The sequence below is a fragment of the Massilia sp. 9096 genome (genome assembly GCF_000745265.1).
In the GTDB taxonomy this organism is placed as follows: Bacteria; Pseudomonadota; Gammaproteobacteria; order Burkholderiales; family Burkholderiaceae_D; genus Telluria.
Map to the genome: position 1 here is coordinate 3,593,580 of NZ_JQNN01000001.1, position 21,967 is coordinate 3,615,546.

General features: G+C 66.1%; 19 protein-coding genes. 9 read left to right on the forward strand and 10 right to left on the reverse strand.

The window, feature by feature from the left end:
• Window positions 1-87: 87 nt before the first annotated feature.
• From FA90_RS15385 to FA90_RS15420, 8 genes are all read left to right on the forward strand, one after another.
• Entirely contained in the window at window positions 88-720 is a 633-nt protein-coding gene (locus tag FA90_RS15385; protein ID WP_036175904.1) for a hypothetical protein, read from the forward strand.
• On the forward strand, window positions 713-1,240 hold the full coding sequence (locus FA90_RS15390; protein WP_036170115.1) for a TlpA disulfide reductase family protein: 528 nt from the start codon (window positions 713-715) through the stop codon (window positions 1,238-1,240). Before FA90_RS15385 ends, FA90_RS15390 begins: the two co-directional genes overlap by 8 nt.
• A 117-nt stretch (window positions 1,241-1,357) precedes the next feature.
• On the forward strand, window positions 1,358-1,795 hold the full coding sequence (gene aroQ, locus FA90_RS15395; RefSeq protein WP_036170116.1) for a type II 3-dehydroquinate dehydratase: 438 nt from the start codon (window positions 1,358-1,360) through the stop codon (window positions 1,793-1,795).
• A gap of 88 nt (window positions 1,796-1,883) precedes the next feature.
• Window positions 1,884-2,354, forward strand: coding sequence for an acetyl-CoA carboxylase biotin carboxyl carrier protein (gene accB / locus FA90_RS15400; protein WP_036170118.1), 471 nt, complete (start codon window positions 1,884-1,886; stop codon window positions 2,352-2,354).
• 19 nt (window positions 2,355-2,373) lie between these two features.
• Window positions 2,374-3,774, forward strand: coding sequence for an acetyl-CoA carboxylase biotin carboxylase subunit (accC, locus tag FA90_RS15405; RefSeq protein ID WP_036170122.1), 1,401 nt, complete (start codon window positions 2,374-2,376; stop codon window positions 3,772-3,774).
• Window positions 3,771-4,730 (forward strand): 50S ribosomal protein L11 methyltransferase, encoded by a 960-nt coding sequence (prmA, locus tag FA90_RS15410; protein WP_036170124.1) that lies wholly within the window; start codon window positions 3,771-3,773, stop codon window positions 4,728-4,730. The genes accC and prmA overlap by 4 nt, the downstream gene beginning before the upstream one ends.
• A gap of 4 nt (window positions 4,731-4,734) precedes the next feature.
• Window positions 4,735-6,522, forward strand: coding sequence for a DUF3426 domain-containing protein (locus FA90_RS27540; RefSeq protein ID WP_051971830.1), 1,788 nt, complete (start codon window positions 4,735-4,737; stop codon window positions 6,520-6,522).
• 9 nt (window positions 6,523-6,531) lie between these two features.
• Window positions 6,532-7,470: a carbohydrate kinase family protein gene (locus FA90_RS15420; protein WP_036170125.1), complete on the forward strand. Its 939-nt coding sequence runs from the start codon at window positions 6,532-6,534 to the stop codon at window positions 7,468-7,470.
• A gap of 51 nt (window positions 7,471-7,521) precedes the next feature.
• On the opposite strand, the gene FA90_RS15425 is transcribed toward FA90_RS15420, so the two are convergent.
• Complete coding sequence (locus FA90_RS15425) at window positions 7,522-8,028, reverse strand: YggT family protein (protein WP_036170127.1); 507 nt, start codon at window positions 8,026-8,028, stop codon at window positions 7,522-7,524.
• A 111-nt stretch (window positions 8,029-8,139) separates the two neighbouring features.
• The gene (locus tag FA90_RS27330; protein ID WP_051971831.1) at window positions 8,140-9,585 is read right to left on the reverse strand and encodes a hypothetical protein; all 1,446 of its coding nucleotides are present in this window, start codon (window positions 9,583-9,585) and stop codon (window positions 8,140-8,142) included.
• Here FA90_RS27330 and FA90_RS26530 point away from each other — a divergent pair.
• Window positions 9,578-9,808, forward strand: coding sequence for a hypothetical protein (locus tag FA90_RS26530; protein WP_156116726.1), 231 nt, complete (start codon window positions 9,578-9,580; stop codon window positions 9,806-9,808). The two genes, FA90_RS27330 and FA90_RS26530, sit on opposite strands and share 8 nt — an antisense overlap.
• Window positions 9,809-10,476: 668 nt before the next feature.
• On the opposite strand, the gene FA90_RS15435 is transcribed toward FA90_RS26530, so the two are convergent.
• The 8 genes from FA90_RS15435 to FA90_RS15470 all read right to left on the reverse strand — a co-directional run bounded on the left by FA90_RS15435 (window position 10,477) and on the right by FA90_RS15470 (window position 21,876).
• The gene (locus tag FA90_RS15435) at window positions 10,477-12,117 is read right to left on the reverse strand and encodes a glycosyltransferase family 4 protein (RefSeq protein ID WP_051971832.1); all 1,641 of its coding nucleotides are present in this window, start codon (window positions 12,115-12,117) and stop codon (window positions 10,477-10,479) included.
• A gap of 131 nt (window positions 12,118-12,248) precedes the next feature.
• A complete protein-coding gene (gene pgeF / locus FA90_RS15440; RefSeq protein WP_051971833.1) occupies window positions 12,249-12,956 on the reverse strand; it encodes a peptidoglycan editing factor PgeF in 708 nt (235 codons plus the stop codon).
• 90 nt (window positions 12,957-13,046) lie between these two features.
• Window positions 13,047-14,165 (reverse strand): ribonucleotide-diphosphate reductase subunit beta, encoded by a 1,119-nt coding sequence (locus FA90_RS15445; protein WP_036170130.1) that lies wholly within the window; start codon window positions 14,163-14,165, stop codon window positions 13,047-13,049.
• Window positions 14,166-14,233: 68 nt separating this feature from the next.
• Window positions 14,234-17,143 (reverse strand): ribonucleoside-diphosphate reductase subunit alpha, encoded by a 2,910-nt coding sequence (locus tag FA90_RS15450; protein ID WP_036170131.1) that lies wholly within the window; start codon window positions 17,141-17,143, stop codon window positions 14,234-14,236.
• Window positions 17,144-17,563: 420 nt separating this feature from the next.
• The gene (locus tag FA90_RS15455) at window positions 17,564-19,036 is read right to left on the reverse strand and encodes a sigma-54 dependent transcriptional regulator (RefSeq protein WP_036170134.1); all 1,473 of its coding nucleotides are present in this window, start codon (window positions 19,034-19,036) and stop codon (window positions 17,564-17,566) included.
• Between the two features lie 33 nt (window positions 19,037-19,069).
• The gene (locus FA90_RS15460) at window positions 19,070-20,743 is read right to left on the reverse strand and encodes a PAS domain-containing sensor histidine kinase (RefSeq protein ID WP_036170137.1); all 1,674 of its coding nucleotides are present in this window, start codon (window positions 20,741-20,743) and stop codon (window positions 19,070-19,072) included.
• A 45-nt stretch (window positions 20,744-20,788) separates the two neighbouring features.
• Window positions 20,789-21,073, reverse strand: a complete 285-nt coding sequence (locus FA90_RS15465) for a PP0621 family protein (protein WP_036170140.1) — start codon at window positions 21,071-21,073, stop codon at window positions 20,789-20,791.
• Window positions 21,070-21,876: an inner membrane protein YpjD gene (locus tag FA90_RS15470; RefSeq protein ID WP_036170142.1), complete on the reverse strand. Its 807-nt coding sequence runs from the start codon at window positions 21,874-21,876 to the stop codon at window positions 21,070-21,072. The genes FA90_RS15465 and FA90_RS15470 overlap by 4 nt, the downstream gene beginning before the upstream one ends.
• Between the last annotated feature and the right edge of the window lie 91 nt (window positions 21,877-21,967).

The window sequence follows — 21,967 nt, forward strand, 5'->3', positions numbered from 1 at the left end:
GTGGCCGCCTGCAGCAGATGGTCCAGGAAGCCATACCCGATTTGCCCGTGGCGATGTCATTTTTCGTTCAAGAGTATGATCACAAACATGATGCCAACACCAAATGATGATCTTCAACAGGTGCGGGCGCGCATCGCTGCGACGGCTGCCCGCATGATCGCCCAGGATGGCGCCGACTATGCCACCGCCAAGGCCAAGGCCGCGCGCCAGGTGCTCGGCGTCGATCGGCCATCGCCCAATTACCTGCCCGACAATATCCAGGTCGAAGACGAAGTGCGCCGTTACCAGTCGCTGTTTGGCGGGCCGGCCCGATCCGAACGCCTGCGGCACTTGCGCATGCGCGCGCTCGAGGTCATGGAGCAATTGGCCGATTTCCGTCCCTACCTGACCGGCGCGGTATTGAACGGCACTGCCGGCGAGCATGACGACATTCACCTGCAATTGTTCGCCGATAGCGCCAAGGAAGTCGAAATCTATCTGCTCGGCCGCAACGTCGACATCGATATCTCGGAAACGCCGCATTTCAAGGGCGGCCGCCACGATCCGGTCGAAACCGTGAGTTTTCTGTGGAAACGCGAAACGGTACACGCCGAACTGTATGATATGAACGATTTGCGCGGCGCATTGAAACCGCGCTCGGATGGCAGGCTGCAGCGTATTGACGCAAACGGATTGCGCACCCTTATTAATAATGAACACAATATGGAAGACGATGAATAAGAAGACCCTGGCCGGCTATGCCGTATTGGCCGTCGCCTTTACCGTATTCGGCGCGATCGCCGGTTATAAACAGGATGCGCGCGCCGCCGCCGCCGCGCCGACCGCGGTGACGCAGCTGTACGGCCAGTCGCTGAACGACCTGAACGGCAAGCCGCAATCGCTGGCGCAATGGAAAGGCAAACCGCTGCTGGTCAATTTCTGGGCGTCGTGGTGCGGGCCGTGCGTGCAGGAGATGCCGGAATTGTCGGCGCTGGCGGTGCAAGACGGCGGCAAGCACGTAAACGTCATCGGCATCGGCATCGATTCCCCGTCGAATCTCGTCGAGTTCGTCAAGAAAACCAAGGTATCCTATCCGCTGTACGTGGGCGGCATGGGCGGTACCGATTTGTCGCGCGCGCTCGGCAATGCGAACGGCGGGTTGCCATTTACCGTGCTGATCGGCGCGGATGGGCAAGTGCGCAAGACCTATATCGGGCGCCTGAAGTTCGACCAATTGCGCGCCGATATCGCCAAACTCTGACGTAAAGCCGGGTTTGGCGAACGGTCGTTCCATTCCCTTGTTAAGGTTTTTATCGCTTGCCAATACGTAACGTTGGCGGCAAAATGCCTGTCTTTTCGAGCAAACCGACGGTTCACCATGGCGAAAAAGCTACTGCTGCTCAATGGCCCCAACCTGAATCTGCTGGGGACGCGCGAGCCCGCGGTATATGGCGCGACGACGCTTGCCGATATTGAACATGCAGCTGTTGCCCAGGCTCAGGCAGCAGGCGCTACGCTCGCCTGCTTCCAGAGCAATCATGAAGGCGCACTGATCGACCGCATCCACGCCGCCCGCCAGGAAGGTGTCGATGCGATCGTGATCAACCCGGGCGGCCTGACCCACACCAGCGTCGCCCTGCGCGATGCGCTGGCGGGGGTCGAGATTCCGTTCGTGGAAGTGCACCTGTCTAATATTTATAAGCGTGAGGAGTTCAGGCATCACTCGTTTCTGTCGGCGATCGCGCTGGGTACGATCTGCGGACTGGGCGCTGATGGATATCGCTTTGCCATCGACTTCGCGCTCAAAGAGCGTTAATCTACGTCAACTTCACGCAATCTGTGCGGAATTGCGCCCCACCTGAGGCGCCGCATACTCAACAACAAATAATTCCAAGGGGTTTCACATGGATCTACGAAAACTCAAGACATTGATCGACCTCGTCGCCGAATCGGACATCGCTGAGCTGGAAGTGACCGAAGGCGAGAGCAAGGTTCGCATCGTCAAATCCTCGGCAATCCCGCAGAATCAGGTGGTCATGGTGCCGCCGCAGGGCGTGCAGCAATTCTCCGCGCCGGCCATGCAAGGCGCACCGGCCGCCCCGGCCCCGGCCGCAGCACCGGCAGCACCGGCAGAGCCGACCGGCCACGTGGTCAAGTCGCCGATGGTCGGCACCTTCTACCGTTCTTCGGCCCCGGGCGCAGCGGCATTCGTCGACGTCGGTTCGACCGTGAAGGAAGGCGACACCCTGTGCATCATCGAAGCGATGAAGCTCCTCAACGAAATCGATGCCGACATGTCCGGCACCATCACCAAGGTCCTGGTGGAGAACGGCCAGCCCGTCGAATTCGGCCAACCGCTGTTCGTCATCGGCTGATCCAGAAACACCCCATACCATGTTTGAAAAAATCCTCATCGCCAATCGCGGCGAAATCGCGCTGCGTATCCAGCGCGCGTGCCGCGAAATGGGCATCAAGACGGTCGTCGTGCACTCGGAAGCCGACAAGGACGCCAAGTACGTGAAATTGGCCGATGAATCCGTCTGCATCGGTCCGGCGCAATCCGCGCAGAGCTACCTGAGCATGCCGGCAATCATCAGCGCGGCCGAAGTGACCGACGCCGAAGCGATCCACCCCGGCTACGGCTTCCTGTCCGAAAACGCCGACTTCGCCGAGCGCGTCGAAAAGTCGGGCTTCGTGTTCATCGGCCCGCGCCCCGAATCGATCCGCATGATGGGCGACAAGGTCTCGGCCAAGCAGGCCATGATCCGCGCCGGCGTGCCTTGCGTGCCGGGTTCGGACGGCGCCCTGCCCGACGATCCGAAGGAAATCATCCAGACCGCGCGCAAGATCGGCTACCCGGTCATCATCAAGGCGGCCGGCGGCGGCGGCGGACGCGGCATGCGCGTCGTGCACACCGAAGCCGCGCTGCTGTCGGCCGTGCAGATGACCAAGACCGAAGCCGGCACCGCCTTCGGCAACCCGGAAGTCTACATGGAGAAGTACCTGGAAAATCCGCGTCACGTGGAGATCCAGGTGCTGGCCGACGAGCACAAGCAGGCCGTCTGGCTGGGCGAGCGCGACTGCTCGATGCAGCGCCGCCACCAGAAGGTGATCGAGGAAGCGCCGGCGCCGGGCATCCCGCGCAAGACGATCGAGAAGATCGGCGAGCGCTGCGCCGAAGCCTGCCGCAAGATCGGCTACCGCGGCGCCGGCACCTTCGAGTTCCTGTACGAGAACGGCGAGTTCTACTTCATCGAGATGAACACCCGCGTCCAGGTCGAGCACCCGGTCACCGAGATGATCACCGGGATCGACATCGTCCAGGAACAGATCCGCATCGCCTGCGGCGAGCGCCTGCGCTTCAAGCAGCGCGACATCATGCTGTCGGGCCACGCGATCGAGTGCCGCATCAATGCGGAAGACCCGTTCAAGTTCACCCCGTCGCCGGGCCGCATCACCGGCTGGCACCCGCCGGGTGGTCCCGGCATCCGCGTCGATTCGCACGCCTACGCCGGCTATTACGTGCCGCCGCACTACGATTCGATGGTCGGCAAGGTCATCGCCTACGGCGCCACGCGCGACCAGGCGATCCGCCGCATGCAGATCGCGTTGTCGGAAATGGTGGTCGAGGGTATCCTGACGAATATCCCGCTGCACCGCGAGCTGATGGTCGACGCCCGCTTCATCGAAGGCGGCACCAACATCCACTACCTGGAGCAGAAGCTGGCCCACAAGCCGGACCTGCCGAAGGACGGCGGCATCGGTTCCAAATCCGAGAGCAAGGCAGAAGCATGAGCTGGAACGAAGTCGTCATCGAAGTCGCACGCGCACACGCCGAGGCCTTGTCGGACGCCTTGATGGACATGGGCGCGCTGTCGGTGTCGGTGGAGGACGCCGACGAAGGCACCGCCGACGAGAAGCCGCTGTTCGGCGAGCCCGGCATGGTCCCGACCGAGGCCGCCTGGGACCGCAGCCGCGTGGTCGCGCTGCTCGACGTCGACGCCGATCCGGCCCCGCTGGTGTTCGATGCGTTCACCTCGATCGGCCTGCAGCAGGCGGTCGAGTTCACGACGCGTCCGGTGGCCGACGCCGACTGGGTGCGCCTGACGCAGTCGCAGTTCGAGCCGATCCACATCGGCAAGAACATCTGGGTCGTGCCGAGCTGGCACGAAGCGCCGGACCCGAACGGCCTGATCCTCGAGGTCGATCCGGGCCTGGCCTTCGGCACCGGCAGCCATCCGACCACGCGCCTGTGCATGGAGTGGCTGGAAGCGCATCCGGCGCCCGGCAAATCGGTGCTGGACTACGGTTGCGGCTCGGGCATCCTGGCGATGGTCGCCAAGAAGCTCGGCGCCGGCGAAGTCACCGGGGTCGACATCGACCCGCAGGCGATCGAATCGGCCAACCTGAACGCCGAACGCAACCGCTGCGAGATCGACTTCTACGTGCCGGACGACTTCGGCGCCTCGAAGCACGGCGAACAGCGTTTCGACATCGTGGTCGCGAACATCCTGTCGAGCCCCCTCAAGCTGATGGCGCCGATGCTCTCGGGCCGCGTCGCACCGGGCGGTTTCCTGACGCTGTCGGGCGTGCTGGCGCGCCAGGCCGAGGAAGTGGCCGCCGCCTACGCACCTTTCATCAAGCTGGGCGTCTGGGCCGAGCAGGATGGCTGGGTCGCCCTCCACGGGCAGCTCGGCCAGGACACCGCACCGCCGCCGCGCGCCGACTCGAGTCTGAACTCGGGCGAGTGACCGCATGGCGCTCGCGACCCAGTGCCCGCATTGTCACACCACGTTCCGGGTCGCCTCGGACCAGCTCAAGCTCCGCGGCGGCATCGTCCGCTGCGGCGCCTGCCAGCGCATCTTCGACGGCAGCGCCCATCTGATCGACCTGGAGGCGCTGGCCGCCAAAAAGGCGAGCGAGGCGGCGCAAGCCGGAGCCGGGCTTGCTGCGCCGGCTGCTGCTCCACCTGTCATTTCATCTGCTGCCTCTTCTGCCGAGCCAGAGCCAGAGCCGGCGCTGCCTGCCGCAGCGCAAGCGCCCGTTGCCCCGGCCACGGCCTATCCGGCCCCGGATTCCCCTGCCGCGGATACTCCTGCCCTCGACGCGCCTGACGCCACCACCGCGCCATCTGCGTCGTCCGCGCCGGAGCCGGCCGCCGATGCCGGCGCCCAGCCGGTCTACACGCTCGATTTCGACCACACCTTCGATCCCTTCGGCATCCTGCCCAAGGCCGATCCGGCGCTCGGCGCCGATGCCGATGCCGATGCCGATGCCGATGCCGCCGGCTTGGCGCCGCCTGCGCCGCTTGGCGCCGGCACGCCGGACCGGATCGAGCCACGCCTGGACGTGGCGGCCGACCAGGATGCCGGCGCGCCCGCGCCCGAACCCGAGCCTGTGCCTGGGTTGCAAGCCGGGCCGGCGCCCGGATCCCTGGCTGCGTCGACGCCCGAGCCGGCGCCGGCCGCCGCAATCGAATCCCTCACGGCGCCCGAACCTGCCCTGCCTGCCACAGACTCGCCTGCGCCCGCATACGCGCCCGCGGGACGCATCGAGCCGAGCTTCGACCTGCCGGTCGACGAAGCCCTGGTCGCGCAGCCGCTGCCCGGCCATGAGCCCGATCTGGAGCCGGACTTCGGAGCGCATCCCGAGCCGCAGCAAACGCCGCCTGCGGACACGGAAACGCACACGGAACCGGCCGACGCACGCGCGAGCGCCCTTCCCGCCCAGGCCGCCGAAGCCGAAGCCGAAGCGGAAACTGCACCCGACAACCGGGCCGCCGTCGCCAGCACGCCGTCCGCAGCCCTGCCGCTGCGCGCCTCGGCCGACCACGACATGCCCCCGGCAGCCTCGGACGCGCGCCAGGAAGGCCAGGCGCCGCGATCGGCGCGCGCCAAGGCCGTCGACGCGCGCACGCGCCGCTCCAAGCTCACCCCGACCCGCATCGAAGCGCCGCGCCTGCGCGTGCCGGCCAGCAGCGAGAGCGACGAGCCGGAATTCGTCAAGCGCAGCCGGCGCCAGGAGCGCTCCGGCAAGGCCGTGCGCATCCTGATGGCGGTCGGCGCCGCCGCGCTGCTGCTGTTGCTGGCGGCCCAGCTGCTGATCGCCTACCGCAGCGAGCTGGCGCTGCGCTATCCGGCCGCGCGTGGGCTCCTGAACGGCCTGTGCGCCGCCGCCGATTGCCGCGTCGACCTGCCTGCCAAGGCCGAGAACCTGGTCATCGACGAGGGCGAACTGGCGCCGATCGGCGCCGACACCTATTCGCTCAATACGACCTTACGCAATCAGGGTAGCCTGATGCAGGCCTGGCCGAGCATCGAACTCGAGCTGACCGACGCCAACAACAAGCCGCTGCTGCGCCGCGTGTTCGGTCCGGCCGACTACCTGCCGGAGGGCGCCGCCGGTGCTGCGGGAGCCGCGGGAGCCGCCGGCACGGCCGCCGCCAGCGGCTTCGGTGCGCACTCGGAACAGCCGGTCCGGCTCAACTTCGCTCTCGCCGACATCAAGCCGTCGGGCTACCATACTTTCGTTTTCTATCCCTGAGACCCACTCATGAACAAGACCTCGCTGATCTGCGGCTCGATCGCCTTCGACAAGATCATGCAATACCATGGCCGCTTCGGCGACATCCTGCTGGCCGACCAGCTGCACCGCGTGAACGTGTCCTTCCTGGTGCCGACCCTGCGCACCGAATACGGCGGCTGCGCGGTCAACATCGCCTATAACCTGAGCATGCTGGGCGGCGATCCGCTGATCATGGGCACCCTTGGCCAGGACGGCGCGGCCTACCTCGACCGCATGTGGCTGCAGGGCCTGGCGACCAAGGCGATCCGCACCATCGACGACGCCTACACCGCCCAGTGCTTCGTCACCGCCGACCAGGACAACAACCAGATCAACGCCTTCCACCCGGGCGCGATGCAGTTCTCGCACGAGAACAACCTGGCCGACCACCTGCCGCTGCGCGTGGCGATCATCTCGCCGGACGGCCGCGACGGCATGCTCAAGCACGCGCGCGACTGCGTCGCCAACAAGGTGCCGTTCATGTTCGACCCGGGCCAGCAGCTGCCGATGTTCAACGGCGAAGAGCTGATCCAGTTCATCGACCAGGCCACTTACCTGGCCTGCAACGATTACGAATTCGAGATGGTGATGGACCGCACCGGCCTGTCGCTGCACGACATCGCGGCTCGCCTGGATGCGCTGATCGTCACGCGCGGCGAGGAAGGTTCGGACATCTACGCCGGCGGCGAGCACTACAAGATTCCGGTGGTGGCCGCGGAAAAGGTGGTCGACCCGACCGGTTGCGGCGACGCCTATCGCGCCGGCCTGCTGTTCGGCATCGCCAACGACCTCGACTGGCCGACCTCCGGCCGCCTGGCCAGCCTGCTCGGTTCGATCAAGATCGCCCACCAGGGTGCGCAGAACCACAGCTTCACGGCGCAGCAGATCGCCGATCGCTTCGAAGCGGCGTTCGGCTACCGCTTCTGACCTGCCTGCACCAGGCCCGCGCGCGCACGCATGCGCGCGGGCGCGACGCCATCAGAAGATCGCTTGCCGCACCAGGTACTGAATGATCTGCAGCAGGACCAGGGCGATCAGCACCGAGAAATCGATCCCGCCGATCGCCGGCACCACGCGCCGGATCGGGCGCAGCAGCGGGTCGTTGAGCGCCCGCACGAACGGCGCCAGCGGCGCATCCGGGTTCACCCAGCTGAAGATCACTTCGATGATCAGGAGCCCCATGAAGCCGTAGACGATCCAGTTCACGAAGCGCAGCAGCGCGTACAGCACGACCGCCTGGCCGCTTGCGCCATACAGCAGCATCAGCGAGCTGGCGGCCAGCACTACCAGGAAGGCGCCGATCAGGCTGGCCCAATCATAGCCCCCCATGCCCGGCACGACGCGGCGCAGCGGCCGCACCAGCCAGTCCGACAACGTGAACGTGAATTGGCCGACCGAGGCCGGCGGGCGCACGCGGATCACCTGCATCCAGAACCGCAGCAGCAGGACGCCGCCGAGGACGCCCGCTACGGCGTCGACGATCATCTGAAGAATGGGCAGCACAAAGACTCCTTGAATAAAAAAACCGCCGTGCGGACGCGTTGCGCGCGCCTCACACAGCGGTATTTTGCCTGAACCAGGCGCGGACTGCCCGGATTACGGACGGCTGCTGGTCGGGAACGGCCAGGCGGCCGGTGCGATCACCGACTTGGCCGCCGGCTGGGCGCCGTCCGACTTGGCGTCGGCCTTGGCTTCCGGCTTGGCGTCGTCTTTGGCTTGCGGTTGGGCGTCGGCCTTCGGCGCAGCCGACTTGGCGGCGCTCGACTTCTTGGCGGCCGGCTTCTTCGCGGCCGGAGTCTTGGCGGCGGTAGTCTTGGCGGCCGGGGCAGCGGCGGCGCTGTCGGCCTTCACTTCCGGCTGGGCTTCGGCGGTCTTGGCGGCGGCGGTCGACTTGGTCGCAGCGGTTTTGGTCGCGGTCGACTTGGTTGCAGCCGACTTGGTGGCAGCCGACTTGGTGGCAGCCGGCTGGGTTGCAGCGGACTTGGTCGCGGTCGATTTGGTTGCAGCCGACTTGGCGGCCGGGGCCTTGGCGGCGGCGGTCGACTTGGTGGCTGCGGTCTTGGTCGCAGTCGCGGTCGATTTGGTTGCAGCCGACTTCGTGGCCGGGGTCTTGGCGGCGGTCGACTTGGTTGGAGCCGATTTGCTTGCGGCCGATTTGCTTGCGGTCGCGGTCGATTTGGTTGCGGTCGCGGTCGATTTGCTTGCAGCCGATTTGCTTGCAGCCGATTTGCTTGCGGTCGCGGTCGACTTGGCGGCCGGCGTCTTGGCGGCGGTCGACTTGGTTGCAGCCGATTTGGTTGCAGCCGATTTGGTTGCAGCCGACTTGGTTGCCGGTGCCTTGGCGGCGGTCGACTTGGTTGCAGCCGACTTGGTTGCAGCCGACTTGGTTGCCGGCGCCTTGGCGGCGGTCGACTTGGTTGCTGCGGTCTTGGTCGCGGTCGAATTGGTCGTAGTCGATTTGGCGGCAGCGCCCTTGGCGGCGGTCTTGGTAGCGGCGCCTTTGGTCGCGCTCGATTTAGCTGCGGTCGATTTAGCTGGGGTCGATTTAGCTGCGGTCGACTTGGTGGCGGTCGATTTAGCTGCGGTCGACTTGGTGGCGGTCGATTTGGCTGCGGTCGATTTGGTTGCTGCCGTCTTGCTTGCGCTCGACTTGGCGGCTGCGCCTTTGGCGGCGGTCTTGGTGGCTGCAGTCTTGGTGGTTGCAGTCTTGGTGGCTGCGGTCTTGGTCGCGGTCGACTTGGCGGCTGCGCCTTTGGCGGCGGTCTTGGAGGCTGCGGTCTTGGTCGCAGCGCCCTTGCTTGCTGCCGACTTGGTGGCAGCCGACTTGGTGGCGGCGCCTTTGGCGGCGGTCGACTTGCTTGCCAGCGTCTTGGCAGCGGCCGATTTGGTGCGCGGCGACTTGGCGGCGGTCGACTTCGAAGCCAGGGTCTTGGCCGCGGTCGATTTGGTAGCGGTCGATTTAGCTGGCGTCGATTTGGCGGCGGTCGATTTGGCGGCGGTCGATTTGGCGGCGGTCGATTTGGCGGCGGTCGACTTGGTCACTGCGGTATTGGTGGCAGCGGTTTTCTTTGCAGCCGGTTTCGCGGCGGGCTTGGCTGCCGGCTTTGCTGCGGCTTTGGCAGCTGGTTTAGCTGCCGGTTTTGCGGCGGCTTTCTTTGCGACGGGTTTTTCTGCTGCTGCAGCTTTTGCGGCCGGCTTAGCGGCGGCTTTTGCTGCTGGTTTCTTAGCGGCTGTTGCCATTTTATGTACTCCTTCTCTGCGATGAGAAAATGCGCTACAAGGTTTGAACCCGTCCAACCCGGTCTGCTTGGTCGGGCGAATTATTCATCGGCGCACACGTGGGTGTACGTCAATGAATCCGGCACCAGCTGAATTGCTGCGACTTCTCAAAGGGAAGCTCGAAAAACCTGTCACAGGTTTTGCGAAATCCCCTAGTTCGCAACGCTTCAGCTATCGTCGTCGCCGACGACCGAAACGACTAAAGTTCGATGGTTCATGCCGCTGATTACATCGCCGCACACAGCGCTGCGAAAAGAAAAAGCCGCCATGCCCGAATCCGGTTCAGGCAATGCGGCTTGTTCTTTTCGCTAAGCTTACGTGCATACTGAATGAATCAGCGTCCCATTTTTGATCGGTTTGCTCCACGTTTGACGCCCTATTCGATTGGCGTGTTCACGTTTTGACAAATTCAATCACGTAAAGTACACGAAAACCTTGTCAGTGCGCAACCCGCACACAATATTTTTCATGCACTTGTCAACGGCGAACCGGCGATATCTTCAATACGAATCAATCGCTGCGATCACGTGCGATTCCTTTCATCCTTCTGCTTAGTCTCCAAAAACAAGCGCGCCCAACAAGTCGGGCAAATAAGGCCACACCCGACTGCAATTTCGCATAGCGCCTTTATCTACGGGCGCTATGCAGCGCCGCTCAAGTTTCCTCGGGCGGCGATATCCTCAATAAATCCATCTTGCACAACCATGCCAGACCGCGCAGCAGCGTCGGCCGATCGCAAGGCCCGAGGGTATCGAGCAGTTCGTCGACCTGCATCGGCTGCGATTCGATCGAGCCGAAGATCAGGCCGAATTCTTCGAGCGTCGGCAGCGATGCTTGCGCAAACCGGTTGATCGCCAGCTCGCGGTACTGGCGCAGCAAAGCCAGCGAAGCGTGCGGCGTCAGTTCCACCAGCGACGCCGGCGTGATGCGCGCACTCGGGTAGCTGGCGAACAGTACGAACGGGTCGAGCCGGTCGGGCTCCACCTGCGCCGGCGCCGGGGTCAGGACCGGATCGGCGCGGCGCCGTTCATCGAGCTCGCTCCACAGCTGGCGGTAACGTCCCAGCACGACCGCCCAATCGTGCGCGCCCTGCGCACGCCGGCGCGCGTTGTCGCCGAGTTCGCGACGCAGGCCGGCGCTTGCACTCAAGCGTTCGTAAGCCTGCGCGAGCGCCGCGCCGTCCACCGCCACCGCATGGCTGGTATGACCGCAATACTGGTCGTAGCTGTCCACGCCATCGTCGTAACGCTGCGCGAGATCAAGCCCGGCGCCCGGTCCGGGCATCACGGTCGGGATCACGATACCCTCGACGCCATCGCGCACGGTGTCGCGGTATGCGCCCCAATCGCTGACCACGCACGGCAGCCCGGCCGCCATCGCCTGCAGCAGCGGCGCGGCGCAGTCCTGCACGCTGTCCGCCATCGCGGTGAAGACGTCGGCCGCGGCCCATGCGTCGACGTGATGGTCGGGATGCGCGTCGAGCATGGTCAGCTTGACCGACGGGGCCAGCACGGCAGCCGCTTCGCGCAAACCGTGTTCGGCGCCGGCTTCGTCGAAGCGCCCGCACAGCAGCAGGTGCACGGCGCGGCCGGCCATGGCGGCGCGCTCCAGCGCGACCAGCATCTGCTGCGGGTGCGCATCGCCGTGGAAGGACAGGCGGCCGGCGTGCAGGAAGGCGACGTCGTCCGCGCCAATGCCGAAGCGCGCGCGCGCGCCGTGGCGTTGGGCGTCGTCGAAGACGAAGTCGCGGCTGTGCACGCCGGGCGCGATCAAAGGCAGCTGCGGCAGCTCGAAGCGCGTGGCGCCGAAGCGCGCGGCCAGGTAGGCCCCCTGGCGCTCGAGGATCGCGCGCACGCTGTCGCGCACCACGCGCGAGGGACAGATCAGCGCGTCCCAGCTGCGCAGCGGCGCGGCAAGCAGGCCGGCGATCGCGCTCATGTCGGCGTGCGCTGCGGTGGCGTGCGCGATGCCGCACAAGCTGTAGCGGCGCCCGCCTGCACCGGCCAGGCCGAGGCGGCGCCAGGCCAGGCGCGCGAGGTCGGGCGAGGTCTGGAGCAGGGTGCCGAAACGTTCGATGTCCTGCGGGCGGCCGGGTGCGATGTGGTCGACACCGCCGCGGTAGCCGAGCTGGCGCAAGGCGTCCTTGAAAGCCCTCGACTGGGCGTCGCCGGCGCCGAAGGCCGCTACCTGCGCCAGGTCGTCGCACTGCGCGATCGCCCGCAGCAGGCCGGCGCGAAAGCCGGCGTCGGCGTCGTCGGCATCGGATGCGACATGCAGGGCGAAGCGGTCGGTCATGCGAAGTCTCCTGGGCCGGTCATGGCTGTGCTGTTCGATTTCAGCGCATGATAGCCTCAGTGCCAAGCTTGTGGAGCACGCGTGCGCACGCGCGTGTGCGCGGGCGCCTCGCAGGCCGCGTCAGCGAACGATCAACGTGGCGCGATGGCGATCGCCGACCAGTGCACGTCGACCACCGGCGTGCGCGTCGCGCGGTCGCGGCGGTAGCTGTGGAAGGTGTGGTGGCCGTCGTCACGCTGGTGGCACATCGTGCATTCGGTGCGCGCATCGATGCTGGCGAACCCGGCGCGCGCAAGCTGCAGGCGCACGATCGCCGGCAGGTCGAGCATGCGCGGACGCGGCGCCACGACCTCGGGGGCGAAGCCCCAGCGCTCGACGAAGCCGTCGACCACTTCCGGTCCGACCTGGTAGCAGCACGCGTGCGCGGCCGGTCCGGCCGCCGCGATCCAGTCGCCGGGCGCGCCCCCGCGCGTGCGCACGAGATCGGCGAACGCATCGACGATGCCGTGCATCGCGCCGCGCCAGCCGGCGTGCAGCGCCGCGACTTCGGCGCCGTCGCGGCGCGCCAGCAGGATCGGCACGCAATCGGCGGTGGCGATCGCCAGCAGCAGGCCGGGCCGGTCGGTGAACATGCCGTCGGCCTCGCCCCCGTCCTGGTTCGGCTCGGTCACGATGGCGATGCGCGTGCCGTGGCGCTCGTGCTGGATCGGGCGGCGCGGCCACAGCGCGGGAAAGCAGGCCGCCAGGTCGTCGTGGCGGGTGCCGAAGCCGTGCAGGATATGCGGGGTCTGGTGCAGGAGCGGACTGGTGAGCATGGCGGCAGGATAGCACGGCCACATGACGCCTCGATGTCCTGCTCCGCCAAAGAAAAAGCCCGCCGGGCGGCGGGCTTTGCAGACGATACGGTCGAGCAGGAAATCAATCCCAGCTTAGTCCCAACTGAGCGCCCCACCCGTCTGGTACTCGGTCACGCGCGTCTCGAAGAAGTTGCGCTCCTTCTTCAGGTCGATCATCTCGCTCATCCACGGGAACGGGTTTTCCTCGTTCGGGAACAGCGGCTCCAGGCCGATCTGGACGGCGCGGCGGTTGGCGATGAAGCGCAGGTAGCCCTTGAACATCGCTGCGTTCAGGCCCAGCACGCCGCGCGGCATGGTGTCTTCGGCGTAGCGGTACTCGAGCTCGACGGCCTTCACGAACAGCTGCTTGATGTCTTCCTTGAATTCAAAGGTCCACAGCTGCGGGTTTTCCATCTTGATCGTGTTGATCAGGTCGATGCCGAAGTTGCAGTGCATCGACTCGTCGCGCAGGATGTACTGGTACTGCTCGGCGGCGCCGGTCATCTTGTTCTGGCGGCCGAGCGCCAGGATCTGCGTGAAGCCGACGTAGAAGAACAGGCCTTCCATCAGGCAGGCGAACACGATGATCGACTTGAGCAGCTTCTGGTCGTTTTCCAGCGTGCCGGTGTGGAATTGCGGATCGTTGATGGCCTCGATGAACGGGATCAGGAACTGGTCCTTGTCGCGGATCGACGGGATCTCGTTGTAGGCGTTGAAGATTTCCTTCTCGTCCAGGCCCAGCGATTCGACGATGTATTGATAGGCGTGGGTGTGGATCGCCTCTTCGAACGCCTGGCGCAGCAGGTACTGGCGGCATTCCGGCGCCGTGATGTGGCGGTAGGTGCCCAGCACGATGTTGTTGGCGGCCAGCGAGTCGGCGGTGACGAAGAAGCCCAGGTTGCGCTTGACGATGCGGCGCTCGTCTTCGGTCAGGCCGTTCGGGTTCTTCCACAGCTCGATGTCGCGCTGCATGTTCACTTCCTGCGGCATCCAGTGGTTGGCGCAGCCGGCCAGGTACTTGTCCCAGGCCCATTTGTATTTGAACGGGACCAGCTGGTTGACGTCGGTCTGGCCGTTGATGATGCGCTTGTCGTCGGCGTTCACGCGCTTGGCGACGTCGGCGGTGGAGGCTTCGGCGGCGCTTGCGTTGGCAACCGCGCCGGCTGCGGGGGCCGGTGCTGCGACCGGTTCATCGTCCCAGGAGAGAGCCATGATGTGTTCCTTCTTGATTATTCGGGTGTGACGCCGCCCTGCACACGCAGGAGCGGCGGATCATAGGATTACTGGCAGGCTTCGCACTCGTCGAAACCGGCGTCGCCCGGACGCAGGTAGCAGGCCGCACCGTCGACGATCTCGGCCGAAGCCGTCGGGGCCGGGGCCGGCGCCGACATCGCCGCACTGGCCGCGGCCGCGGCCGCCGCACCGGCTGCCAGGCCGCCGTCGACCGGCACCGCGTTCAGCGCGCCGGTGCGGGTGGTCGACTTCTCCATGTGCGTCGCCGCGATGGTGCGCAGGTAGTAGGTCGTCTTCAGGCCGCGCAGCCAGGCCAGCTTGTAGGTCTCGTCCAGCTTCTTGCCCGAGGCGCCGGCCATGTAGATGTTCAGCGACTGGGCCTGGTCGATCCACTTCTGGCGGCGCGAGGCGGCTTCGACCAGCCACTTCGGCTCGACTTCGAACGCGGTCGCGTAGATGTCGCGCAGGTCCTGCGGCACACGGTCGATACGCGACAGCGAGCCGTCGAAGTATTTCAGGTCGTTGATCATGACCTCGTCCCACAGGCCGCGCGCCTTCAGGTCGCGCACCAGGTACGAGTTGATCTCGGTGAACTCGCCCGACAGGTTCGACTTCACGTACAGGTTCTGGAAGGTCGGCTCGATGCAGGCCGACACGCCGATGATGTTCGAGATCGTCGCGGTCGGGGCGATCGCCACGCAGTTCGAGTTGCGCATGCCGAACTGCTTGATGCGGTTGCGCACCAGCGGCCAGTCCATGGTCTCGGACGTGTCTTGCTGCAGGTACTCGGCGCCGCGCGCTTCGGCCAGCAGCTTGATCGAATCCTGCGGCAGGATGCCGCGGTCCCACAGCGAACCCTCGTACGAACCGTAGCGGCCGCGCTCTTCGGCCAGCTCGGTCGAGGCCAGGTAGGCGTAGTAGCAGACAGCTTCCATCGAGCGGTCGGCGAATTCCACGGCTTTATCCGACGCGAACGGCACGCGCATCATGTGCAGGCAGTCCTGGAAGCCCATGATGCCCAGTCCGACCGGACGGTGGCGCAGGTTCGAGTTGCGCGCCTTGTCGACGGCGTAGTAATTGATGTCGATGACGTTGTCGAGCATGCGCATCGCGGTGCGGATGGTCTTTTGCAGCTTGACCACGTCCAGGCCGTCGCCCTTCATGTGGGCCGGCATGTTGACCGAACCCAGGTTGCAGACCGCGATCTCTTCCTCGTTGGTGTTGAGGGTGATCTCGGTGCACAGGTTCGACGAGTGCACCACGCCGACGTGCTGCTGCGGCGAACGGATGTTGCACGGATCCTTGAACGTGATCCACGGGTGGCCGGTTTCGAACAGCATCGACAGCATCTTGCGCCACAAGTCGAGCGCTTCGACTTTCTTGTACACGGTCATTTCGCCGCGCGCCGCACGGGCTTCGTACGCCACGTAGGCTTGCTCGAAGTCCTGGCCGACCTTGTCGTGCAGGTCCGGCACTTCGGACGGCGAGAACAGGCTCCAGGAACCCTTTTCCATCACGCGCTTCATGAACAGGTCCGGAATCCAGTTCGCGGTGTTCATGTCGTGGGTGCGGCGGCGGTCGTCGCCGGTGTTCTTGCGCAGGTCGAGGAATTCCTCGATGTCCAGGTGCCAGGTTTCCAGGTAGCCGCAGACCGCGCCCTTGCGCTTGCCGCCCTGGTTGACCGCCACCGCGGTGTCGTTGGCCACTTTCAGGAACGGCACCACGCCTTGCGATTTGCCGTTGGTGCCCTTGATGCGCGAACCCATCGCACGCACCGGGGTCCAGTCGTTGCCCAGGCCGCCGGCGAACTTCGACAGCAGCGCGTTTTCCTTGATCGCGTCGTAGATGCCTTCCAGGTCGTCGGCGACGGTGGTCAGGTAGCACGACGACAGCTGCGAGCGGCGCGTGCCCGAGTTGAACAGGGTCGGGGTCGAGCTCATGAAGTCGAAGGTCGACAGCAGGTTGTAGAACTCGATCGCGCGCGCTTCGCGGTTTTCCTCGCGCAGCGACAGGCCCATCGCGACGCGCATGTAGAACGCCTGCGGCATCTCGATGCGGGTTTCGCGGATGTGCAGGAAGTAGCGGTCGTACAGGGTCTGCAGGCCGATGTAGCCGAATTGCAGGTCGCGGTCGGCGACGATCGCCTTGGCCAGCTTCTGCAGGTCGAACTTGCCGAGTTCCTCGTCGAGCAGCTCGGCGGCTATGCCCTTGGCGATGTACTGCGGGAAGTAGGTGACGTATTCGGCGGCGGCGCCGGCTTGCGGGACTTCCTTGCCGAACACTTCCTTGCGGATCGTGTGCAGCAAGATGCGCGCGGTGACCTGGCTGTAGGCCGGGTCTTTTTCCATCAGCGCGCGCGCAGCCAGGATCGCGGACTTGTGCAGTTCCTCGACCGGCACGCCGTCGTACAGGTTCTTGACGGTCTCGGCCAGGATGGCGTCGGCGTCGACGTGCTTTTCCAGGCCGACGCAGGCAGCGTTGATCAGGCCGGCGACCTCGTTCATGTCGAGCGCGCGGCGCACGCCGCCGTCGACCACCGTGAATTGCGGCGCAGCGCTGCCGTTGGCGCCGGTCGCTTCGCGCGCGGCGCGGCGCTCGTCCATGCGCTTGGCGCGGTACAGCACGTACTCGCGCGCGACTTCATGCTCGCCCGAGCGCATCAGGGACAGTTCCACCTGGTCCTGCACATCTTCGATGTGGAAGGTGCCGCCGTTCGGCTGGCGCCGCACCAGCGCCGACACCGCGTTGTTGGTCAGCTGGGCGACCAGTTCGCGCACGCGCGCCGAGTCGCGGTGCTGTTCGCCGTTCACGGCCAGGAAGGCCTTGGTCAGCGCGACCTCGATCTTGCTGGGCTGGAACGGCACCACGGCGCCGTTGCGGCGGATGATGCGATAGTCGCCGCCTTCAACCAGTTCGGTTGCGTCGGGAAGGGTGGAAATGTCCGTAGATGTTTGCATTGAGCCTCCAGGGATGACGAGCGGCCATCACAGGGTTACAAATGGATGCTGCCAACACGCTAAAGTTGGCAGCCTGATAACTTTTTGGAAACTGGAAAAAGGAGCACCATGTCGAACGCGCCGGGCACGGGCCCCTCTTGCTGCTGTTCCTGCTTCTGTTTCTTTTCTTGGACCGACCACTAGATATAGTGTTCGATCGCTGTATAGGCCTAATTGTAGTCGATATTTGCCAATATCAAAGAGATCGGTCTTCGGATTTTTTTACTGGCTCAGCCTTGACATTTGCCGATGCAAGGAATGTGGGGGCTTCGCATGAAGTGAGCACTAACATGCCGTTCGGAGCGCGCAACCATGGTGCGGAAATCGCACCTTCGACACCACGTTCAATCGTGCGGCATCATGCGGCTTGCATGAGTCATCTCAAGCTTCGGGCGCCTGGATGTCCAGCTTCTGCATCTGGTAGCGCAGCTGGCGCACGCTGATGCCGAGCAGGCCCGCGGCCTGGGTGCGGTTGAACTGGGTCTGGTTCAGGGCGCGCAGGATGATGTCGCGCTCGACCTGGCTCAGGTAGTCCGGCAGGTTGCTGGGCAGCGGATCGGCGGCCGATGGGGTTGCGGGCGCTTCAGCCGTTGCGGGCGCGGCCGGGGCGGTGGCCAACGGCGCCGGGGGCACGGCCTCGGGCGCGGGCGCATGCGCAGGCGCTTGCACGCGCGCAGGCGTGTCCGCGCGCGTGGCCGCGTCGCCCAGGCGCGCGCCCTTGAGCAGCAGGTCGCCGACTTCGATCACGCCATCATCGGCAAAGGCGAGCGCCCGCTCCAGCACGTTTTCCAGTTCGCGCACGTTGCCCGGGAAGGAATAGGCTTGCAGCGCCTCGAGCACGCCGGCGCCGAGGCGCGCCTTGCCCGGTCCGGCCAGGCGCGCCAGGATCGCATCGGTCAGCAACGGCAAGTCGTCCAGGCGTTCGCGCAGCGGCGGCAGGGTCAGCTCGATCACGTTCAGCCGGTAAAACAAGTCCTGGCGAAACCCGCCGTTCTCGACCAGCTTGCCCAGGTCCTTGTGGGTGGCGCTGACGATGCGCACGTCGACCGCTTCCTCGGCCGTGGCGCCGATCTTGCGCACGCGCCGCTCCTGGATCGCGCGCAGCAATTTGACTTGCATCGCCAGCGGCAGGTCGGCCACCTCGTCGAGCATCAGCGTGCCGCCGCTGGCGGCCTGGAAGAAGCCGTCGCGCTCGTCGTTGGCGCCGGTGAAGGCGCCCTTGCGGTAGCCGAAGAACTCGGCTTCCATCAGCGCTTCCGGAATCGCGCCGCAATTGACGGCCACGAACGCCTTGCCGGCGCGCGCGCTCTGGGCGTGGATCTCGCGCGCCGCGAGTTCCTTGCCGCTGCCCGATTCGCCGTTGATGGCGATCGGCGCCTGCGAGCGCGCCAGCCGCTCGATCTGTGCACGCAAGGCCTGCATCGCCTGCGAACCGCCGATCAGGCGCGAACCGCCCGCGTGCGGCGCGCCCTGCGCGCTTTCCGCATCAAGCAGCTTCAGGGCCGAGCGCACCATCCGGCGCAGGTCGTCCAGCACCACCGGCTTGGAGACGTAGTCGAAGGCGCCGGCTTTCAGCGCGACCACCGCGTTCTCGGCGCTGCCGTAGGCGGTGATCACGGCGATCGGCGTATGGCGATGGTTGCCGGCCACCTCGCGCACCAGCTCCAGGCCCATGCCGTCGGGCAGGCGCATGTCGGTCAGCACCAGCGCGTACTCTTTTTGCCCGAGCAGGCCGCGCGCCTCGCGCACGGTGGCGGCGCTGTCGACGTCCAGGCCCATCTTGAGCAGGGTGATCTCGAGCAGCTCGCGCAAATCCGCTTCGTCGTCCACAACCAAAATGCGGGGTGCACTCATCGCAAGCAATCTCCGTGACTATATGGTTGTATTTTAAGATGCCGCGAAAGTGATCACGAAGCGCCCGCCCGCCGTACCGCCGGCGGACTCGTCGGCGCGGTATTCGTAATCGAGCATGGCGCCGTTGTTCAGGCACAGCTCGCGCGCCAGGTACAGTCCCAGGCCGGTGCCCTTGCTCGAGGTCGTATAAAACGGCTCGAACAGGTGGGCGCGCACTTCCGGCGTGATGCCGGGGCCGTCGTCCTGCACGTGCAGCTCGATGCGCCCGGTGGCGTCGGGCACGGGGAACACGCGGATGCTGCCCGGTGCGCCGCTGGCGTAGCGCACCGCGTTGCCGAGCAGGTTGACCAGCACTTCGCGCAGGTGCAGGCCGTCGAAGCGCACGCTGCGGCCGCCATCGGCGCCGATCCAGACCATGTCCGCTTTCAAACCGTGGGTTTCGGTGAACTCGGCCTTGAGCTCGGCCAGGAAGCCGGCCAGCGCCACCGGCTCGCCGTTCGGCTGCACCTTGCGCGACAGCTTGAGGATGTCCTCGACCATGCGGTTCACGCGCGCCACGTTGTCGTTCACGATGCGCAGCAGGCGCTGTTCGGCCGGTCCGTGCAGGTCTTCGGCCAGCAGCGAGGTCGCGTGGCCGATCGCCGACAGCGGATTCCTCACCTCGTGCGCGATGCTGGCGGTCAGGCGCCCCATCGACGCCAGCTTGAGCTGCTGTGCCTGGTTTTCGATCGCGCTCACGTCCTGCAGGAAGATCACGCTGCGCTCGTCGGCGGCGTTGGCGGTGCTGCCCGCCGCATCCACGCGCGCGAAGCGCAACTTGAGGTGCACCGGCTGGTCGAGCCGGCCGCGCGCCGGGCCGTGCGGCTCGTGCCAGCGCTTGACCGTCACGTAGCCGGTGGGTTGCGCCGCCCTGGCATCAAGGCTGCCGAGCCAGGCCTCGAAACTCTGCGCCACCGGCTCGAGCGCGCCGAGGTCGGCCAGGCGCAGGCCCGCGCCCTCCTCGCCCAGCTCGGACTCCAGCCCGAGCATGCGCCGCGCCGCCGGGTTGGCGCCGAACAGGGAGCCGTCGCGCCCGAGCACCAGGATGCCGTCGTCGACGTCGTCCACCACGATGCGGTAGATCGCCTGCTGGATGCGCAGGTCGGCGCCGCGGCGCGCGGCCAGCTCTTCCTGGTTGATCAGGCGCGCCGCCAGGCGGTTCACCACCAGCACCAGCGCAAAAAAGGCGGCGCCGCTGATCCCGGCCTGCATCAGCGCGGCTTCGCCGCCCAGCAGCAGGTTCCAGGCGCTTTCGCCGAGCACGAACAGGGTCGCCAGCGCGGCCGAGAACAGCGCCAGCAGCAGCGGCGCCAGGATCGCCGCGCCGGCCAGCGGGAACAGGTACAGCAGGCCGAGCCCGCTACGCACCCCGCCGGCGGCGACGTACAGCAGCGAGATCACGCCGATGTCGGTCAGGATCTGGCACAGCAGCTGCAGCACGAAGCGGCGGCGCCAGAAGTACGTCAGGCCGGCGAACAGCAGCGCCGCGGCCAGGTAGGCGACACAGGTCTCGGGATAGGTGTCGCCGATGCCGCGGCCGTAGCGCGCGTCGAAGCTGATGTACAGCAGCAGCACCAGCGTGATCACGATCCGCGTCACGGTGAAGGTCTGCAGCGAGCGCCAGAAGGTCGCGCGCGACTCGGCGGACAGCGCGGGCCAGCGCCTCATGCAAAAACCACAACGTGCGGATCGAGCCGGCGCATCAGCGGCGCATCAGTGACGCGCATGCGCGGCGCAGCAGTACTCGCGGCCGTTGGCGCTGACCGCCTCGGACGAGGGAAAATAGACGCCGCACTGGGCGCAGCAGGACATGCGCTCGGACTGGTCCGGGACGCGCTGCCAGTTGGCCTGCGCGCCGGGCTGCGCACCGGGCTGCATATTGGGCTGCGGTCCCGGCACGGGTCCGGGCGAGCGCGGCGCGGTCATCGCGCGCAGTTTGCTGCGTACCGCCATCACCACGAGGACGATGAGCGCAATCCAGAATAACAGCCGCGTCATACGAACCCCCGATGCAGAACGACTTCAAACACGAAACGGCTGCCGACATAAGCCAGCGCCAGGGTGGCGAAACCCGCCAGCGTGAAGCGCAGCGCGGTCTTGCCGCGCCAGCCGCGCCAGCGGCGCCCGGCCAGCAGCGCGGCGAACAGGATCCAGGACAGCAGCGCGAACACGTTCTTGTGGTCCCAGCGCAGCGCGCGCCCGAACAGCTGTTCGGAAAAGACCACGCCCGACAGCACGGTCAGGCTGAGCAGGACGAAGCCGATGCCGATCATCCGGAAGAGCAGCTTTTCCATGGTCAGCAGGGCCGGCAGCTGGTCGATCGCGGCGGCCAGCCAGCCGCCGCCGGCGGCGCCGCGCGTGTGCAGGCGCGACTCCTGGAAGGCCATCAGCACGGCGTGGAAGGCGGCGATGGTGAGCGTGCTGTAGGCCAGCACGGCCACGGCGACGTGCCAGGCGAAGGCCGGCGACTGGTCCTGCACCGGCATCAGGCTGCCCGGGAACAGCGGCGGCAGGATCGCGGCCAGCGCGGCGAACGGCATCACCATGCGGCGCATGCCGTCCAGCGCGAAATTGCGGTTCTCGACCCACCAGGCGGCCACCGAGATCCACAGCGCGGCCGACAGCATGAAGGCGAAGCCGACCCGCAGCGTGCCGTGCGCGAGCATGTCGGGCCACAAGGCCGCGCCGTGCAGCGCCCATGCCAGCGCGGTGACGCCTGAAATGACTGCGCCCTGCCGCGACGGCAGCAGGGTGCATACCGCATACAGGATCGCAGCGGCAATGAAGAAGGTGATTTGCATACGCGCGAGTCTACACCATCCCGGACGGCCGGGAATACCGGGCAGGCGCGGAAACCGAGTCAGCCATGCGCTTGCGTGAGCCCCAACACTC

What these genes read in the sequence shown, in the direction of transcription:
- FA90_RS15385 (WP_036175904.1), top strand. Translation starts at nt 88, where the DNA reads ATGATGCCAACACCAAATGATGATCTTCAACAGGTGCGGGCGCGCATC.
- FA90_RS15390 (WP_036170115.1), top strand. Translation starts at nt 713, where the DNA reads ATGAATAAGAAGACCCTGGCCGGCTATGCCGTATTGGCCGTCGCCTTT.
- aroQ (WP_036170116.1), top strand. Translation starts at nt 1,358, where the DNA reads ATGGCGAAAAAGCTACTGCTGCTCAATGGCCCCAACCTGAATCTGCTG.
- accB (WP_036170118.1), top strand. Translation starts at nt 1,884, where the DNA reads ATGGATCTACGAAAACTCAAGACATTGATCGACCTCGTCGCCGAATCG.
- accC (WP_036170122.1), top strand. Translation starts at nt 2,374, where the DNA reads ATGTTTGAAAAAATCCTCATCGCCAATCGCGGCGAAATCGCGCTGCGT.
- prmA (WP_036170124.1), top strand. Translation starts at nt 3,771, where the DNA reads ATGAGCTGGAACGAAGTCGTCATCGAAGTCGCACGCGCACACGCCGAG.
- FA90_RS27540 (WP_051971830.1), top strand. Translation starts at nt 4,735, where the DNA reads ATGGCGCTCGCGACCCAGTGCCCGCATTGTCACACCACGTTCCGGGTC.
- FA90_RS15420 (WP_036170125.1), top strand. Translation starts at nt 6,532, where the DNA reads ATGAACAAGACCTCGCTGATCTGCGGCTCGATCGCCTTCGACAAGATC.
- FA90_RS15425 (WP_036170127.1), bottom strand. Translation starts at nt 8,028, where the DNA reads ATGATCGTCGACGCCGTAGCGGGCGTCCTCGGCGGCGTCCTGCTGCTG.
- FA90_RS15435 (WP_051971832.1), bottom strand. Translation starts at nt 12,117, where the DNA reads ATGACCGACCGCTTCGCCCTGCATGTCGCATCCGATGCCGACGACGCC.
- pgeF (WP_051971833.1), bottom strand. Translation starts at nt 12,956, where the DNA reads ATGTGGCCGTGCTATCCTGCCGCCATGCTCACCAGTCCGCTCCTGCAC.
- FA90_RS15445 (WP_036170130.1), bottom strand. Translation starts at nt 14,165, where the DNA reads ATGGCTCTCTCCTGGGACGATGAACCGGTCGCAGCACCGGCCCCCGCA.
- FA90_RS15450 (WP_036170131.1), bottom strand. Translation starts at nt 17,143, where the DNA reads ATGCAAACATCTACGGACATTTCCACCCTTCCCGACGCAACCGAACTG.
- FA90_RS15455 (WP_036170134.1), bottom strand. Translation starts at nt 19,036, where the DNA reads ATGAGTGCACCCCGCATTTTGGTTGTGGACGACGAAGCGGATTTGCGC.
- FA90_RS15460 (WP_036170137.1), bottom strand. Translation starts at nt 20,743, where the DNA reads ATGAGGCGCTGGCCCGCGCTGTCCGCCGAGTCGCGCGCGACCTTCTGG.
- FA90_RS15465 (WP_036170140.1), bottom strand. Translation starts at nt 21,073, where the DNA reads ATGACGCGGCTGTTATTCTGGATTGCGCTCATCGTCCTCGTGGTGATG.
- FA90_RS15470 (WP_036170142.1), bottom strand. Translation starts at nt 21,876, where the DNA reads ATGCAAATCACCTTCTTCATTGCCGCTGCGATCCTGTATGCGGTATGC.